Origin of the sequence: Siminovitchia fordii DSM 16014 = CIP 108821, from assembly GCF_000374565.1 — a bacterium.
GTDB classification, from domain to species: Bacteria; Bacillota; Bacilli; order Bacillales; family Bacillaceae_C; genus Siminovitchia; species Siminovitchia fordii.
Genome location: NZ_KB894699.1, coordinates 1 through 17,455, shown reverse-complemented (window position 1 = coordinate 17,455; position 17,455 = coordinate 1). Strand labels below are relative to the sequence as shown.

Below are 17,455 nucleotides of genomic sequence, written 5' to 3'. Positions count from 1 at the left end.
AGAGGGGCGACTATTGTACAAGACCGTGAGTGTTACCAGCACTTGCGGTCTTTTTTTACCTTACGTACTTCTTACCCTTTTTATAACATATTTTCGCACCGATTACAATGAACACTTAAAAATGAGGATCTTGATGAGAGCGAATAAAATAAAAATTTCAGGGTAATTAAAATGTGATTTTTACAACGGCGTTTGATCTAATGGCTTCTGGCATCTGAAAGTTATGATGAGATACATTTCATGTCTAAAGAGTGAAAGGTAAGAGAATAACTATAGTAAAGACCATTGATGATTATGGAGGTATAAAATGCCTTATGTAACAGTATTAGGCGGAGCTACTTTTGAAGTGGAAATGGGGAAAAAATTAGTATTGGCTCTTGAGGATAACGGCGTCAATATTCTCCATCGCTGCGGTGGAAATGCCAAATGTACCACCTGTAGAGTGGAAGTATTGGCAGGTGATTTTTTTGAGGTAACAAATAAAGAAAAGAAAGCCTTTGCGAATAAAGGTATTGATGAGCATTTGCTTGAAGATTGTTTGCGTTTATCTTGTCAGATTCGCGTAAATGGAGATATCACCGTCCGTCCAATTATGACAGTTGAAAGTACAGGAAAGGAGTCTGGCCCAAGACCCGTTGACTAAATAAGCCGTTAGCATCACCTAAGCTATTTCACCACTCACTCCTTTCAAGTGAAACTTCGTGATCCACTGATTTAATTCAATTGGTAGTGACTTTTAACATAAACAAAATTACAATCCCTTCATTCAATCGGGACAAAGCTTTTAAAAAATGAGTTCTTATCTATAGGGTTTAAATTTTTTTCGACAAGACTGTTCTTTTTCCAAGATAAAAGAGCCAATCAAATACGATTGGCTCTTAGTGGAACTCAATTATTGATTTCCTTTTTTAACCCATTCTGCAACTGTAACAGTACGTTTAGCTTGATGCTTAACGGCACCTTCAACATCCTCGATCATTTTCCCGTCTTGTCCTACTGTTACACTCGTTCCATATGGGTTTCCACCTGCACCAAATAGAACTTGATCTGTGTAACCGGGAGTGGCAATAATAGCTCCCCAGTGCATCATAGATGTATATAAAGATAACAGTGTAGCTTCCTGGCCACCATGCGGGTTTTGGGCAGAAGTCATAGCACTTACAACTTTATTAACTGTCTTCCCGCTTGCCCATAGACCGCCTTGTATATCAAGGAACTGTTTCATTTGAGATGGCATATTGCCAAAACGTGTTGGAACACTAAATATAATAGCATCCGCCCATTCAATGTCATCAGAGGTTGCAACCGGAACGTCTTTCGTTGCGTCCACCGTTGCTTTCCATGCTTCATTTCTCTCAATAACGGATTCAGGAGCCAATTCCTGTACTTTTAATACCTTTACTTCAGCACCGGCTTCTTTTGCTCCTTGTTCAGCCCATTTTGCCAATAGTTTGTTCCACCCATGCTGTAAAAAATCACTGCTAGTTTAACGTTTGACATATTTTCCATCTCCTTTGATTTTCCAAATAATTTGTCTAAAAACCCCATATTTTACACCTTCCTATTGTTTAATATTTAACAACTTATATAAGAACCACCTCCATTGAAAATAAATGATCTCAATGTTTTACTATTTTATATTCCCCATTGCAGGAGTTTTATAACACTTCGAATTCACTTTTCACGAATTCGAGATATTTGAAGTGATTAGGAATAAAAACTGCTAAGCTTCCCTATCTTTCATTATCAATTGACCCAGTGAGATTAATTTACTGCCATTTAAGACCATGTGAATAGCAATGATCAGTAATACAAGATCGAATACATAGCCATTTAGAAATCCATCTGCCAATTTCACTTTGAATATTGCCCCAATCATGATGATCCCAAATAATAATGAAACGATCCGAGTCCCTAAGCCTAGGATAAGTGCGATACCACCTGCTAATTCAATAGTGCCTACTGCGTAAGCAAGAATTCCTGGAATTCCTAAACTTTCGAACCAACCCACAGTATTATCAATACCACCTTGAAACTTTGAAACCCCATTTGCCAAAAATACTACTCCTAATATAATGCGCAGTAACAAAGTTCCAATATCATGTCTGCTGTAAATAAGATGTCACTTCCATTTTTAACCTCTAATTAGTATATTACTAAATTGTATATCTCGATTTCAATATAAATAGTTAAGTTTTTGTCTCCAATGTTTTCCAATCTATCCAAAGGATCAATGTTTGTTTCACTTAAATCATTTCTTTTGCACGATATCATGCTTGGTCTGCAAAATCATTGCATTCTTAGAAAACCACAGCTAACCGAAGATGGATATCACCCAGAGCATCAGATTATTTATTTTTTATCTTCTCGAAAAACAGAAAGCATACGCTCAACTTGGCCAATTGGCTTTTCCTTTAAGAAATTAAATAGAAAAATGGAATTCGTCTATATCGGCATGACAAAAAGTCAGCTCCTTACATGTCATTTAACCAATATTATAGCGTTACATACCATCTGCTGGCTGCTTCAACTTCTTCAACAGTTAATTGATGTCCTCTATTTTCCCAATACATTTCAACTTTCGCATTCGCGTTTTTTAGCAAGTCCTCCAATTCCTTCGATTCAGAAGGCGGACAAATCGGATCATTTGTCCCAGCCGCAATAAACACAGATTTGTCGGACAAATCTGGAAGCTCGATTCCTCTTCTTGGCACCATAGGGTGGTGAAGAATTGCTCCCTTTAATGCATCTTGATAATGAAATAATAAACTTGCAGCGATGTTCGCTCCATTTGAATAGCCAATCGCTATAATATTATCGCGTTCAAACTTATGCTCTTCTGCAGCTTCATCAAGGAACTGATTCAACTCTTTCGTACGGAATATTAGATCCTCTTCATCAAAGATTCCTTCAGACAGTCTTTTAAAGAAGCGGGGCATTCCATTTTCTAAAACATTCCCCCGAACACTTAAGATAGAGGCTTTATCATCTATTCTTCCTGCAATAGGTAATAAATCCAATTCATTTCCCCCGGTTCCATGAAGTAACAGTAAAGTTGGTTTATTGGAATCTTGTCCTTTTTTAAAAATATGCTTCATTATTGATCTCCTTCCAAAACCCGAACCTTCAAAGAAGGTAAGGCTTCTTCCAATTCTTCTCGTTTTGACTCTAACCATGAAGGTAACAAAAGTTTTTCTCCTAGTTCATTACGTGGTTCATCCACCGTAAATCCTGGTGGGTCCGTTGCAATTTCAAAAAGGATGCCTCCTCCTTCATGAAAATAAACAGCTTTAAAATAGCTCCGATCACGTACTTCAGTCGGATAATAACCTTTAGATTGCAGAAGTTCCCTCCATTCTAAAAGTTCCTCTCCATCCTTCGCCCTCCAGGCAATATGGTGAACTGTCCCCGCTCCCATTAACCCCCGAACAGAAGGAGTCAGCTTAATGTTAACTGTATTACCAAGCTGTGCTTCCGATTTAAATCTGAGGAAACCTTCCTCATCACCAATACATGTCAATCCCAATACATCCTCAAGAACCTCTGCCGTTTTATGAGGCCTTGCCGAAATGAAAGTCGCACCGAGAAACCCTTTAATGGCTTGCTCCGCTTTAATGCCTCCGAAATTCCAATGATTAATCGGTCCTTCGCCACTTTCAACTAATTCCAGTTCAAGCCCATCCGGATCGTAAAGTGTGAGGATTCTTTCTCCAAAGCGGACAGAAGTAAAAAATTTCACCTTAAAATGCCTAAGCCGGTTTTCCCAAAATTCTATTGAACCTACGGGGATCATATAACTAGTTGTGCCTACCTGACCTGTTCCAATTCTACCTTTCAGTTGCTTCGGCCAAGGAAAGAAAGTGATAATCGTTCCTGGTTCACCTGTTTCAGTCCCAAAATATAGATGATAAACTTCTGGACGATCAAAATTAATTGTCTTTTTAACAAGTCTAAGCCCTAATACACCTGCATAAAAATCAATATTCTTTTGTGCATCGTTAACCATTGCCGTTATATGATGTATACCAGACGTTTTTAGCATGCCATTCTCTCCATTTTTTTGTAACTAACAGAGACCGTTCGGCCATTTTTTCAAAGTTTTTGCAATCAGCAACAGCAACCAGCCTTTAGGACTTTCCTTTTTAATATCAAGCTGAATCATTCAACCTGTTGCCTCAAAGTTATTTAATGATATTAATCTAATTCCCGCACCTTCACCGGTATCAATCCTTGTTCAAGCTGCTCCCTATATTGTTCATACTGCTCAGGCAGCATTAACTTTTCTCCCATTGTCTCCATTGATTCATCATGAGCAAATCCAGGAGGATCTGTTGCAATTTCAAAAAGTATTTCTCCGTATTCTCTAAAGTAAATGGCATTGAAATAATTTCTATCCTGCACAGGAGTTACATGATAACCATTAGCCGCAACATATTTCTGCCATTCCAATTGATCCTCATCATCTACCGCTCTCCATGCGATGTGATGAACTGTTCCCACACCCATCTGGCCTCTGCCAGTCGGAATTGCTTTTAGATCAATGATATTTCCAATGTCAGCTGAAGAACGGAAACGGATAAAGTCTCCCTCTTTACCAATGACTTCAAGTCCCAATACTTTTTCTAAAAGCTCTGCTGTTTTGTTTGGCCGAGCAGAAAATAGAGTGGCACCCCCGAAACCTTTGATTGCTACTTCCGGAGTTATTTCACCAAAAGTCCATGTATTAAGTTCCCCTTCTTGTCTTTCAACAATTTCCAAGTGTAACCCATGAGGATCATCAAACTGTAAATGTTGCTCATTAAAACGTTCCTTTTTAGTAAAAGGGACATCAAATTTTTCTAACCTTCGTTCCCAAAATTCCATAGCTCCTTTGGGAACAACGTAAGAGGTAACGCCTACTTGACCATCACCTATAACTCCTTGGTAAGCTCCTGTCCAGGGGAAGAATGTAATGATCGTTCCCGGTTTCCCGCCCTCGTCGCCAAAATATAGATGATATGTGCCTGGATCATCAAAATTCACTGTTTTCTTCACTAAACGTAAACCTAGAACACCAGCATAGAAATCTACATTCTCTTGCGGATGTCCGACTATTGCTGTGATATGATGGATTCCACTTGTATTTTTAGTCATATTAATTCACTCCTATGTTGAATACTTTGTTTTAAAGGAAAACAGTGATTGTATTTTTGATTTTTCAAATGAATACCCCAATAAAAAATCTCGTGTATATGAATTGAACATGTCATATGACTGCATATATTACGAAAACGAGATAAATGATTGAACTAAATCCAGGTAATTTCTTCTAACAGTTGCTTATAAACTTTTAACGGATATTAGCAGGTGAAGAAAATATTCTTTCTTCACCTGTCTAATCGTTTTCGGGCTTGTTGACAAGCCAACATCGAGTGAATTAACTTTGGTTTTTCTTAATTAAATCAACAAACACATCAACAAAGGTTTGTAGAAATTGAATCGTTCCTTCATTAGTCATTTTTCCATTTTCATCTAATAAATCTGCAACATTGCCAATGTATGCTTCAGGTTGTTGAACAATCGGCATATTTAGGAAAACAAGTGATTGACGTAAATGATGGTTTGCACCAAATCCGCTTAAATTACCTGGAGACTGGCTAATAATTGCCGCTGGTTTACCGTCCCAAACGCTTTGACCATATGGACGGGAACCTACATCCAGAGCATTCTTTAATACAGCCGGTACAGAACGATTGTATTCGGGTGTAACAAATAATACAGCATCACATTCCTTCATTGTATTGCGGAATGTAGTATATTCTGCCGGAGCATTGTTTTCATCATCAAAATCCTGATTATATAAAGGCAGATTTCCTATTTGAACAAATTCTATTTCATAACCTTCAGGAAATAAATCTGCAACATTAGATGCAATCTTTTTTGAAAAAGATTCTTTTCTTAAAGAACCAAGCAATACAGCGATTTTCGTCATCATCATCACCTAATCCCATTTTTTAATTAAAGAATTTTGAATCCGAGACACGGAACTGTTTAGCCTTAGTGTATGTTATTCTTCAGGCATAATAACAATCGGTTTGATTGCCACTCCTGCTTTGGAATCTTCAAAAGCTTTTTCAAGATCTTTGAAATCATAGAAATTAATTAATTTGTCAAATGGAAACTTTCCTTCTTTATAATACTGAACCAGTTTAGGGATGAAAGTCTGAGGAATAGAATCCCCTTCTATAACACCAATAATTGATTTTCCTTCCCCCATCAACTCCGTTTGTACGTTGATTGTTAAGTCACCAGTAGCACCAACAACCGCTAATGTCCCCATACTTTTTAAAGCGTTTAGGGCCTGACGGGTAACGGCAGGAACACCCGTTGTCTCTACTCCATAATTCGTTCCTTTACCTGTAATGTTTCGTATTTCTTCAACTGTATCTGCTTTTGCGCCATTAATCACATGTGTTGCGCCAAGCTCTTTTGCCAACTCCAAGCGACTAACGTGTACATCAACAGCAATAATTTTCGAACAGCCAATGATGTTGGCCGCCATGATCGTACTCAAACCAACAGCACCCGCTCCATAAACAGCGATGGTTGAGCCAAATTCAGGTTTTAACTTGTTCAACACTGTTCCGCTGCCTGTTTTCCACAGCCTAAAGGACCTAACAAACGAAGATCAACGTCCTTATCAACTTTTACCACATTTCTTTCGTTGGACACAGCATAGGTTCCAAAAGATGATTGAACTCTACATCATTCTTATGAATTCTCTTTGTACCGTCATTCATGACTCCACCAAAGTTTAAATCGTTTAACATCTCACAAGTACTAGGATGCCCTGAAAGGCAGTTTTCACAATGTCCACAAGAGGAGAAAGATAATGCAACATGATCTCCAGGTTTAACAGTAGATACATTTGAACCAACTCTTTCCACAATCCCTGAACCTTCATGGCCAAGTACAACAGGGAGTGGTACAGGTACGAATTGTTCACGAACTACAGCATCGGTATGGCAGACACCAGAAGCCACAATTCTTACTAAAACTTCGGTTCTTGAAGTTCAACTTCCTCAAATACAAAATTTCCTTTCGCTTCATACAATGTTGCAGCTTTTATTTCCATTTATGTTTCCCCGCTCCGTTTAATCATTGATGTCAGTTATAGGTTAAATACCCTAACCTTTTCCTTGGCAATCAAATTTGAAAAAATCAGTGATGATCACAAACCATTTCGCTATAACTTCACCTCCTCGAAATCCTCTCTACTTGATGGGTAAAGTAAAACTTTTTTTGATCATATACATAACTGCATCCTGTTTAATCCGATTCTATATTGTCCATCAGCTGACTGCTTTAGTCCGTTTGTTGCAGAAAAATCTTTTGTAGTATTATCAGGAATGGGCTGTCCTCCCTTGTATTAACTAAATACATCAGAATCTCTTCAACCATTCCTTGAACTTCAAATAGTACTATTTAATATATTACCAATTCGAGATATCTACTTGTGAAAAAGCTTATAAATTTTGGGCATAGTACCCTAGCTTTTTCAACTGTTCAATCATAACCTTCTTTTCATTCACATCTAACCCCGCACAGATTTCCTTAAGAGCTGATTTATGTTTAGGAAACACATCATCCATTAATTCGGTCCCTGCCGATGTAATTGCTGCATACGTGACACGTCTATCTTTAGGACAAGGCCTTCTTTTTAATAAGTTCTTCTTCTCTAATTTATCTACCACGTAAGTTATACTGCTGCTTGCAATCAATACTTTTTCACCAATTTTTTGTATTGGCTGATCACCTTTACTGTAAATCAACTCCAAAACAGCAAATTCAGTCGGGTTTAATCCCAAACATTTTATATCTTCTTCGACACGCTTTTTTATTGATTCTAGTGCCCGTGTCAAAACAACAAATAATTTCAAAGACAATTCTTCTTCTTGTTGAATTTTGTCCATTGTTATCATTCCTTTTTGTTATCTCGAATTCGAGATAATTATATAACTGATCATTTTTTTTGTCAACTGATGTTTAATAAATCTCATTTGGATTCAATTATGCTTCATTATCCATTACCTTTTCTTTTTACAAAAGGATTTATTCTGCAAATCCACAATCTCCTCATAATCATCCCATAATGCAGAACTCCCTTAGATCCATTTGAAAATCCGTGAGTACAACGAGGGTATGCAGCTCGTCTCATTACCACCAGCCGGAATAAACAACAAAACCAGCCCCCTTACGGAAACCGGTTTTGTTATTATAACTTTAGTTTTCCCATGCGCAAATTCAACGATAGCTTGAGAACGCTGGAGAAGATTAAATGGACCAATTGACTAGCCAAGGCCGCATGCGAAGATTCAACCCTTTGGACGCGGTTCGTGGATATCGTCATTGAAGGAGCAATTGACTATCAAACCACTAAGCTTGTTGGTATGAAATGGATCAAATGCAAATCGTTGACTTCATTTGGGATTATGAAGCGCTTGTACATACTATGGAGTAGTCACCGATGGATATTTGGCGATTTTATAATCAATTCTCAGTATAGCAAAGGAAGACTTTTTGCATCATCCCTCACGGCACTTCCTATTTTGATCATCCAGGCATAGCCTGGGGCTTAATATTTTAGTTAGTGAAATTCAAGCGCAACACTGGAATCTATCCATTAAGGTATCAAATATTAAAAATATAAGCGGCTGTCACAAAAAATCAGTTTTTGCTGACTTTCTGTACACCCCCTTTTTATGTGTGTTAGTTATTCAATATTGGACTGTATTGATCTCGGACGATTTCCGTCAAACCGAGCTTATCAAGGTATGGTAAGGGGGCCAAAAATGTCACGGTGACGACACCAGGATAGCGGCCGATTTCAATTGAACCAGTAATCGTTGCCCTGTTCATGATCTCGGGAATGGATACACCAAACGTGCCGGCAGCTCTTTCCAACCCGTTTTCGGTGGCTTCATTTAACGATGATCCTGTTCCAATGAATGAAACCGGAAGGGATTCTTCAAGGCTTTTGACACCCCACTGCTTGGCCAGTGCACTCGCAGCTTCTCTTTCCTGTCTTGTCGGCGGCAATGCCAAATGGGGAAGGTCTTCTGGTACAGGAAGCAGCATAGGGCCGTCAATCGACAAACCTTTAATGACTTTCGTTTGAAGAGTAACGAGGCCGGCGACATCCGTGGTATGCCCAGCTATTTCCCCGTCACCTTGCATGGCGTGCATGTCTCCAAGATAGACTCCGCCGCCGGGAACTTTGACCGGACAAATCAACACGGCACCTTCCCGTACACGGTTGATATCCATGTGTCCATCCGTTCGGTCTTCGAGCTGTTCCTTCGTTATTCCGTATTCGTGGGGAGCCTCAACCAGGAATTGACCGAAATCTCCAGCATTATGCGAGTCTGGCATTGGGCGTCTCGGTGTTGTACCAAGCTGGCCCAAGAATGGCCTCAACCGCGCCACGGTGCCAACGAGATCATGGGGTGCAAATGTAACGATGGGGTTTTGTACAGAGTTTTCAGGAGTTTTCATGTAAGTATGGCCGTCTCGCGCGATTTTTTCCGCAGCTTCTTTGGGCAATGTAACTCCAACACTTCTTTTTGAGTCAAATGCGATTGTATACCCATTGGTAAAAACAAACGGTGACACATCCGTTCCACAGTTTGTACAACGTATTGATTCGGGACCAGTTCCTTCTATTTTCGTTTCCGGATACAGCTCGCCGCACCCGGGACATTTAACGGAAACAAACGGATCCCCGACGAACCGACCGTCAACGGGTTTATCATTCCCGGAAGAAGTTGCAATGGATGTAACCTGGATAGATTTGATGAGGATGACAATGGCGTCGCCTACTTCGGCCCCTTCGATATATACCGGTTTTGTCACCTCATGGCCTCCCCGGATACAAGGCGTTATCATCGGCCCCCAGCAACCAGGAGTTGTAATGGCGATAATATGGCCGCCGTCCTGCACTGGCCCAAGCATTTCCTGCTCGGGATCCAAAATTCCATTGGTAAATTCATTAACAAAAATAGTCTGTTTTGCTGTCATAACATAACCCCCTCAAAATTTTCCCCATAATTCAATTATAGGTAACCTATGAAACAGGAGTAATTTTACATCTTGTGAATCTGCTCTCATGGAATTTTTAAGTAGAGTAGTAGCAATAAAAGGACTTGCCTCCTTGTCGGCCTAGTAAGGTGGAGTACCCTAAACCCCGAAGACAAGAAGGCAATATCTAATTCCAGTTTTCTACTCTACTACAACGTCAATTTGACATTGTTCACCCTATGCTTCATCTGTATCAGCCACCTGTTTCCCTTTGTAGCCAGCGTTTAGTTAGCGAATTATCTATCCCGAACTGATCCAACGTCCTTGAAACTGTATGATTTACGATATCAGTGACGGTCTTGGGATGATTATAAAAAGCGGGAATGGGCGGCAAAATGGTTGCACCTAATTGACTCAACCTTAGCATGTTCTCCAAATGTATAGCGTTAAGCGGTGTTTCGCGTGGGATTAGAACGAGTTTACGGCGTTCCTTTAGAACGACATCTGCTGCTCTTGATATTAAATTGTCTGCATAACCTTGACTAATGGCTGCTAATGATTTCATGCTACAGGGCGCAATAATCATTCCGTCTGTGTTAAATGATCCACTAGAAATAATAGCAGCTTGGTTAGAAGCGCTGTAAACCCGTGTAGCCAAGCTTCTAATCTCCTCAATTTTATAATCTGTTTCGATAGCAATTGTTTTCTCAGCCCAACTACTTAAAATCAAATGTACCTCAAAACCTGCATCATTTAGAGCTTCCAACATTCGAATGCCGTATATTGCACCGGACGCCCCCGTTATTCCAACGATAATTCTCACGATTAGTCCCTCCTAAATTGCAGCTTCTAGGGAGGTGCACAGATTTCCCGGATTTAGCCTTTTAACCCGTATACTAGCAGCCAAACAGGATCATATTTTTCGAAATGATGCAATTGATCCTTTATGCCCAAGTCCATATCTTTGTAATTCAGAACCCCTAAATAATTTAATTCATAGGAATCAAAACCTTTCACATTATCCAATACGTGTTCGGTTTCTTTACGTGCCTTCATCTTATCGAACCCTTTAGATTTACAAAAAGTCATACCAATTTTTTTATCAGGTAAGCTTAATAAAAATACATGGTCCCTATGTTCCATTTACAATCATTCCCCTTGCTTTCCCTCAATTCACGGTCAAATGTTAAATAACTCATCGATAGCTTCCGAGCGTGCCGAAGAATATAATCAGGTATTCTCCATCAGCAATTTAAACGAATTAAGAATATTCTCTATATCCTATTTTGTAACAACCTATTCACTTCCTCTATTACTTTTCCTGGGAGTGATGTTCGCTGTACGTCCCAATCTAATGGTGCGGTGGCATCAATGCCTAATTTAGCCGACATCCCGTCCACTGCTGAAGGGTCAAGACGATTGCAAAACACCTTAGGAACAATGAAGGAATCCGTATCCGCCTGAAATCTCGTCGCCATGGCCCAAAGAACTTCTTCTTCGCTATAAACATTTACGTCTTCATCTACGGCTATTGCGAGCTTGATGTATGAATCGAGACCAAAAAGAGCCATTAAAGCATGGCGTGCCTGTCCTTCGGCGGAAGTCTCAAATGATCGGCTGCGAACTCAATGCTTAATAGATCCGTGGCATGAACAGGAGAATGTCCCACTGGCACTAGCTTGCACTTACGGTTCAACCTATACCGTCTTCCACAAATATAAATTTGGCACGATTGAAAAAGGCAAAATTGCCTACACAAATTTGTTCAACATACCAGAAAAAGAAATGTTGGAAAAAAAGCCGAACTTACCATCGCTGAAGGACAAATCGTCTATGAAAAAACAACCAAAACAGTTTAACAGAAATAACATGCAGAAACCTTCGCCAGGGCGGGACTTCTCGCTTCCCAAAAAGAAAACGTTTACAGTTTAAGCAAACATTTTTAGCTATAAAAAGGAGGATATACATGCAACAAAACCAATTGAACCGTTCACTTACTCTTATTCCTGTGGTCCTTTTCGGCTTTTCTTTTATGGCCCTTGCAACCGTATTCAGCACATATGGCATTGCTGCTGAATTATCACATGGAATGGTTTCAGGGTCTTATTTACTGGCCCTGATTGTTATGCTTTTTACCGCATATAGTTATGGTCAAATGGCAAAAGTCGTTCCATCTGCGGGATCAGCTTACGCATACACTCAAAAATCAATTAACCCCTATGTTGGATTCATGGTTGGGTGGGCTGTGTTAATGGATTATTTATTCATTCCAATGGTCAACTATTTGCTGTTTGGAATCTTCTTTTCGGCAGCCTTTCCTTCTGTTCCAAGCTATGTTTGGATATTGGCAATGCTTCTAGTTGTCACAACCGTTAACGTATTAGGTATCAGATTAGCTACATTGGCCAATGCTTTTATTAGTATTTTCTCCCTTGTGTTCATATTCATTTTTATTTGTTTATCAGCAAAAGAAATTACTGGCGGAGCAGGTACAGGTACAATATTTAACTTTGAGCCTTTTTATAATCCCGAAGAGTCCTTTTCGTATTTAGTAGCCGGCGCCGCTCTTTTATGTTTCTCTTTCCTTGGTTTTGATTCAGCTACAGCTTTCGCAGAAGAAACCATCAACCCGGAAAAGACAATTCCAAGGGCTGTTTTTATCATTACGCTTGTGGGTGGAGCGATTTTTATGTCGGTTTCTTATTTCGCGCACAATGTATGGCCAGACTATACAACATTTACTGATCCGGATTCTGCTTCACATGAGATTATTACTTTTGTCGGCGGAAAACTTTTTTCTTCACTGTTTTTAGCCGTATACGCCATAACCGCTTTTGGTTCGGCAATGTCATCCCAAGCGAGCGCATCTCGTGTCTTGTTTGCCATGGGGCGTGACGGGCAGCTTCCGAAATTTTTTGGTAGATTACATCATAAGTTCCAAACACCGGTCAATAATATCCTAATAATCGGTACGATATCTCTTCTTGCACTCGTTTTGAGCTTAACGCTTCTCGCTTCATTTATTAACTTTGGAGCATTTATTGCCTTTATTAGCGTGAATATTGCTGTAATTTTCTATTATTTCATCCGACAGAAACAGCGGTCTATCAAAGGTACAATACTATACTTAATCCTGCCGGGCATTGGAGCGTTACTCGATTTTTGGCTGCTCCTCAATCTGGACATCCACTCAAAAGTATTGGGAAGTATATGGTTTGCCCTTGGTCTCGTCTACCTGCTTTTCTTGACGAAAGGTTTTAAACAGCGTCCTCCGGAACTTAAATTGGGAACCGAAGCTGACGAAACAGCATAGGATTTGCTTATTCGTATAAGTTGCATCACGTTACTATTCTAATCATGTTTATTTATCAGTTATACAGATGAAACAGTATAAAAATGCAGGTAAAGAAACTCAATTTTTTTACCTGCTTTATAATTTATTTTGTTCATAAACACTCCCTCATTACTTGGAAAATTGTTTTAAAACCTCCATTAATTCCTCAATCGTTTCTTTACCTTCACCTTGTCTAATCGCATCACTGACACAATGGTTGATATGTCGTTCAGTGACAGCGAAACCTACATTTTTTAAAGCGGATTGAATTGCACTAATTTGTACTAAAATATCTACACAATATCGATCTTCTTCTACCATTTTCTGTATTCCACGTACTTGACCTTCTATACGTTTTAAACGGTTAATGACTTTTTGCTTTTCATCCTGTGTTCTTGGTTTACTGGGGTGGTCATGTAAGAATTTATCCAAATGGATCACTTCCTTTTCTCTTATATTTATAATATACCCCCATATAGTATATTTATCAATGAAAACTTGTTCATTTTCTATCCTCCAACATTTGAATCTGATTTTCATCAACGGCTCCTGCCAATTCATCCAAAAGGATTTCCGGTACTTTTGCCTCTAGTAGGATACTCTTTGTTTCAAGTGGATGGGTATGAGAGCTGATTCATTTCTCTTCTATTATTTTTCTTAGGTTGTTAATAGTAGAACCAGCCGCATTGACCGCAACTTCTTCACCAATAATCAAAAAAACAGCCGTTTCCCCGCGTATTTCCTTTACCAACCCTAATACTGCATCCATTTGATGACCATTTTGTTCAACTGTGATCCTCATAAAAACCTCTCCTCACTTACTAATTATCTTTGTATATCCTGTTCATCATCTTTCGGCTTTGTTCTTACTTTCGCCTTTCACCGAGCACCATTACTGATTTTCAATTCATTAGTAATGTTCTTTTCAATCGAAGAAAAAGGAACACTTTGTTCTGCGGCCATCAACGTTTGATTTTGCAATTTAAACGACACTTGTAAGTCATCACATTGATCCATTGCCAAACCGGATCGCTTTGTTACTCTTACTCATTTCATATTGGTCACCCTCATTCCCAGTCTTCAACTGATTCATTCTCAAAATTGCAGAGCTCTTAAGGATATAACCTGTTCAATAATTATAGAATGTTCCATAATAGACCACAGCCTTTCCTATTTTGAAATAAAGAAAAAAGGACTCCTGTTAAGAAGTCCTCAAAGTTTAGAGAGTGTGGAATGGGCTACCTACACTAATATTGTATCAACGATAGTTGTTATGACTATATGAATAAAGTTCACAAAACGTTCATTAAGTTCAACTTATTTTTTTAAAACTATTTGTTCTTCTTAGATCAACGCGCCCGATCCAATATCAAGAATATTTGTTTTTTCTCCCTTGCCTCTTACAATAAAACCGACTGAGCCCATTAGTGGTTAATCTGGATTGATGTTTCCCACACCACAAAACTCCGATAACCCTACGTTTAAAATTGAAGCTATTACAAGTATTACAAAAGGAACGCAAATAGCTGCTGCTACACCTATAATATTTCCAACCCACCCTGATATCACGGCTGTTATTGCTTTTGCTGAAATATTACCTTCGTCTGATAGTTTATTTCTAAGTTCAATATACTTACTGTCTTCGGTACATAATATTATTCTTAACTCGTCCATTATTTTTGAAAACAAATCCTCATTCCATTTGTTTCCTCCTTTTGCCACTAAACCAAAAGAAGGATTATTCGACATTTGGCCCCCTATTTGCTCATATGTAAAACCACGATTTTCTAAAGTAGTTACGTAAGACTTCAGTCCGAAGGTAATTCTCCAATAAAATCATCAGGTTTATATTATAGATGCGTTAACCGCTTAGGTAATATTTGAATCACTTCCAATAGGTATATTTCCAATTGAAAGCATTTCTGGCGGTGCTAAACATCCTCTTACTATTCCACACAATAATCCATCGGAACACCTTATTATAGGAGATCCAGAGCTTCTCTGATATGTTTGATGTGATACAACAAATTCGTTTACTTCCGAATCCCTATATTCTTAAAAAGTTTTTCTAAAAACCCTTTTGCCATGATCATAGGCAAATAAAATACAAAACACGCCAATACCAAAGAAATTTAGATGTAAGCCAATACCCTTTTTTCTGTCTTGTTTCACTTTTTTATTAAGGATTTTCGAAGCCCACACTAATTTAATCGATAACGTGTGCTTTTTAAATGTAGTGTAGTGTTTTCAAAGTAAACTATACTCATTAAAAATAGAAATAACCCCTGACTTTGATTAAGAAACAGGGGTTATTGGCATTTTAATGAACTTAGGGAAATGAATAAACATTGTTATTTATTCAAGAAAAAGCTTCGTTTGTACAAAAATATTAACGTAGTTGCACGCTGTAAAATCTCATTGCTTTTGGAATACCTTGTATTTCAAAAACTCCATCCATTATTAAATGTCTAACCCTATATTCAACATATAGGTCACCAATATATTGATTTAAATGTCCAACGACTTGACCAATAACTCGTGCCGATTTCATAAATCCTTTACTCTTTTGCTCATTATGTAAGTTTCGAGTAGTATTTATGATGTAGTCATCGTAATAGTCTTCATTAACACTATATAGTTCCTTATTTTCCCATATTCTAAGAACTTCTTGTTTAGTAGATAACGCTTCCCAATCTTCCTCGAACTTTTTCCGTTCCTCTTTAGACAAAGGTTGAGCCGTCCTATTTTTTTCATAGATCAATCTTAATTTCTCAGGTGTAATTTCTCCTGTGTGTAAAGGGAAGTATTCAATCTCTGGTATATGAAATTGATTTTTATAATTTGTAGTTGTATTTATTAAAATAATATTGTTTATTTTTGCTCTCAATAAATATAAAACATACCTTAAAGCAGTTTGTTCATGAGAGTTATTGCCTACCCAAATGATAATTGGTACATTTTGAGGAATAGCGTTAATGTTTATGGTTGTATTATTAAAATCAACTTGGTATTTGTCCATAAATTCTTCATCAAAATTAATATGATTTTTTAACCATTCATACCTTTTGGTAAGACCTATCTCTTCATGTAATCTCCAAACTGGACCAATAGAAAACAAATCCGAAAAGGAGATAACCTTTTCCTTGTTTTGTAATTCCATATCTCTTAGTACCATTTTTAAACTACCCGAGGGTGAATCACCGAATATAATATGGACAACCTCATAGTCTTTTTCATTCTCATTAATTGTTTTCGCGGATTTATAATTTAGAAAATCTGTATATATCTTTTTCAGGTCATTGGTAAACTTCCCCTCTGAATATTTCGTTTCTTTAACCATATTAATTCTAAGTAGAATTTGAAATAATAATGATTTCACCTCATCTTCACTTGAATTTTTAACCAGCTCTTTTAATTCATTAATCAATATAGTTCTCCGCCTTTAGATAAAATGCTAACATAGAAATACAAGTCGATATTCAACCAAACCGCCCGTTATCTCAATAACACGGGCTCTGTTTTTTCTTCTAACTCATATACTTCATCCCACTCTATACCACAAGCTGCCGCATGTATTTTAGGGTCGTATTTTTGGCCACTTTTTAAAATTGTATAGATTAAATTTGCAATTTTACCACAGAGGTGACCAATCGCCTTTTTCTTTATCATTCCTTCTTCCACTTTACGATCGTAGTAAGCTTTAAAGACAGTAGGTCTTCGTTTCCCATTTGCTAACATCATCATAGACATCTGATAAAGTACTCGACGTGCTGTGACTGCTAGAATAAAGTGTACAGTTTTTGCTTGATAAGATGAAACGCTTATTTACCCAAATATACCAGCAAAAAATATCAACCTATCACTGTAAAATGATCATAGTTCATACTTGCAGTGGAGGTTAGCGAAGGTGGATAAGTGGGAAATGTACATGGAGATAAAGCAATTATTAAAGCAAGGATTTAGTCAGACAAAGATAGCTGAAAAGTTAGGGGTTTCTCGAACAACTGTTTACAGGCACTTAAAGAGATCTCCTTCGGAGATGGCGGAATGGGTTGATTCTCTTCA

Annotated in this window: 18 protein-coding genes and 3 pseudogenes; 4 read left to right on the top strand and 17 right to left on the bottom strand. The window is 38.2% G+C overall.

The annotated features are described in order from the left end of the window. The first annotated feature begins 307 nt into the window (after positions 1–307). Positions 308–643: a 2Fe-2S iron-sulfur cluster-binding protein gene (locus tag C509_RS0116825; protein ID WP_018708103.1), complete on the top strand. Its 336-nt coding sequence runs from the start codon at positions 308–310 to the stop codon at positions 641–643. A gap of 249 nt (positions 644–892) precedes the next feature. Here C509_RS0116825 and wrbA read toward each other — a convergent pair. The 12 genes and pseudogenes from wrbA to C509_RS0116760 form a co-directional block, all read right to left on the bottom strand. Further along, positions 893–1,500, bottom strand: a pseudogene (gene wrbA / locus C509_RS24880) (NAD(P)H:quinone oxidoreductase). 223 nt (positions 1,501–1,723) lie between these two features. Beyond that, complete coding sequence (locus C509_RS0116815) at positions 1,724–2,116, bottom strand: DoxX family protein (RefSeq protein ID WP_026319927.1); 393 nt, start codon at positions 2,114–2,116, stop codon at positions 1,724–1,726. 379 nt (positions 2,117–2,495) lie between these two features. Continuing rightward, entirely contained in the window at positions 2,496–3,098 is a 603-nt protein-coding gene (locus tag C509_RS0116810) for an alpha/beta hydrolase (RefSeq protein ID WP_018708100.1), read from the bottom strand. Then, a complete protein-coding gene (locus tag C509_RS0116805) occupies positions 3,098–4,042 on the bottom strand; it encodes a VOC family protein (protein WP_018708099.1) in 945 nt (314 codons plus the stop codon). Before C509_RS0116805 ends, C509_RS0116810 begins: the two co-directional genes overlap by 1 nt. Before the next feature lie 152 nt (positions 4,043–4,194). Next, positions 4,195–5,133, bottom strand: coding sequence for a ring-cleaving dioxygenase (locus C509_RS0116795; protein WP_018708097.1), 939 nt, complete (start codon positions 5,131–5,133; stop codon positions 4,195–4,197). A gap of 283 nt (positions 5,134–5,416) precedes the next feature. Next, on the bottom strand, positions 5,417–5,971 hold the full coding sequence (locus C509_RS0116790) for an NADPH-dependent FMN reductase (RefSeq protein WP_018708096.1): 555 nt from the start codon (positions 5,969–5,971) through the stop codon (positions 5,417–5,419). A 75-nt stretch (positions 5,972–6,046) separates the two neighbouring features. After that, a pseudogene (locus C509_RS24875) lies at positions 6,047–7,114 on the bottom strand (NAD(P)-dependent alcohol dehydrogenase). Positions 7,115–7,505: 391 nt separating this feature from the next. Then, complete coding sequence (locus C509_RS0116780; protein WP_018708095.1) at positions 7,506–7,952, bottom strand: MarR family winged helix-turn-helix transcriptional regulator; 447 nt, start codon at positions 7,950–7,952, stop codon at positions 7,506–7,508. Positions 7,953–8,748: 796 nt separating this feature from the next. After that, positions 8,749–10,056 carry an acetamidase/formamidase family protein gene (locus tag C509_RS0116775; RefSeq protein WP_018708094.1) on the bottom strand — a complete coding sequence of 436 codons (1,308 nt, stop codon included), beginning with the start codon at positions 10,054–10,056 and terminating at the stop codon, positions 8,749–8,751. Positions 10,057–10,309: 253 nt separating this feature from the next. Further along, on the bottom strand, positions 10,310–10,879 hold the full coding sequence (locus C509_RS0116770; protein WP_018708093.1) for a UbiX family flavin prenyltransferase: 570 nt from the start codon (positions 10,877–10,879) through the stop codon (positions 10,310–10,312). A gap of 53 nt (positions 10,880–10,932) precedes the next feature. Further along, entirely contained in the window at positions 10,933–11,199 is a 267-nt protein-coding gene (locus C509_RS0116765; protein ID WP_018708092.1) for a hypothetical protein, read from the bottom strand. Between the two features lie 131 nt (positions 11,200–11,330). Then, positions 11,331–11,627, bottom strand: coding sequence for a UbiD family decarboxylase domain-containing protein (locus C509_RS0116760; RefSeq protein WP_018708091.1), 297 nt, complete (start codon positions 11,625–11,627; stop codon positions 11,331–11,333). Between C509_RS0116760 and C509_RS26565 the strand changes: the two genes are divergently transcribed. Then, positions 11,599–11,988: a hypothetical protein gene (locus C509_RS26565; protein ID WP_211214286.1), complete on the top strand. Its 390-nt coding sequence runs from the start codon at positions 11,599–11,601 to the stop codon at positions 11,986–11,988. The two genes, C509_RS0116760 and C509_RS26565, sit on opposite strands and share 29 nt — an antisense overlap. Positions 11,989–12,022: 34 nt before the next feature. Further along, positions 12,023–13,369 carry an APC family permease gene (locus C509_RS0116755; protein WP_018708090.1) on the top strand — a complete coding sequence of 449 codons (1,347 nt, stop codon included), beginning with the start codon at positions 12,023–12,025 and terminating at the stop codon, positions 13,367–13,369. 150 nt (positions 13,370–13,519) lie between these two features. Here the strand turns inward: C509_RS0116755 and C509_RS0116750 are convergent, their stop codons facing one another. From C509_RS0116750 to C509_RS24140, 5 genes and pseudogenes are all read right to left on the bottom strand, one after another. Continuing rightward, positions 13,520–13,822, bottom strand: coding sequence for a metal-sensing transcriptional repressor (locus C509_RS0116750; protein ID WP_010096262.1), 303 nt, complete (start codon positions 13,820–13,822; stop codon positions 13,520–13,522). 202 nt (positions 13,823–14,024) lie between these two features. Next, a complete protein-coding gene (locus C509_RS26210; RefSeq protein ID WP_018708088.1) occupies positions 14,025–14,192 on the bottom strand; it encodes a hypothetical protein in 168 nt (55 codons plus the stop codon). 629 nt (positions 14,193–14,821) lie between these two features. Beyond that, entirely contained in the window at positions 14,822–15,139 is a 318-nt protein-coding gene (locus C509_RS0116740) for a hypothetical protein (protein ID WP_018708087.1), read from the bottom strand. A gap of 640 nt (positions 15,140–15,779) precedes the next feature. Further along, complete coding sequence (locus C509_RS0116735; RefSeq protein WP_018708086.1) at positions 15,780–16,817, bottom strand: DUF1835 domain-containing protein; 1,038 nt, start codon at positions 16,815–16,817, stop codon at positions 15,780–15,782. 68 nt (positions 16,818–16,885) lie between these two features. After that, positions 16,886–17,161, bottom strand: a pseudogene (locus tag C509_RS24140) (IS110 family transposase); the annotation flags it as partial. Positions 17,162–17,312: 151 nt separating this feature from the next. On the opposite strand from C509_RS24140, the gene C509_RS25680 reads away from it, so the two are divergent. Next, the coding region (locus C509_RS25680) for a helix-turn-helix domain-containing protein (RefSeq protein WP_342664526.1) at positions 17,313–17,455 on the top strand (143 nt) is incomplete at its 3' end.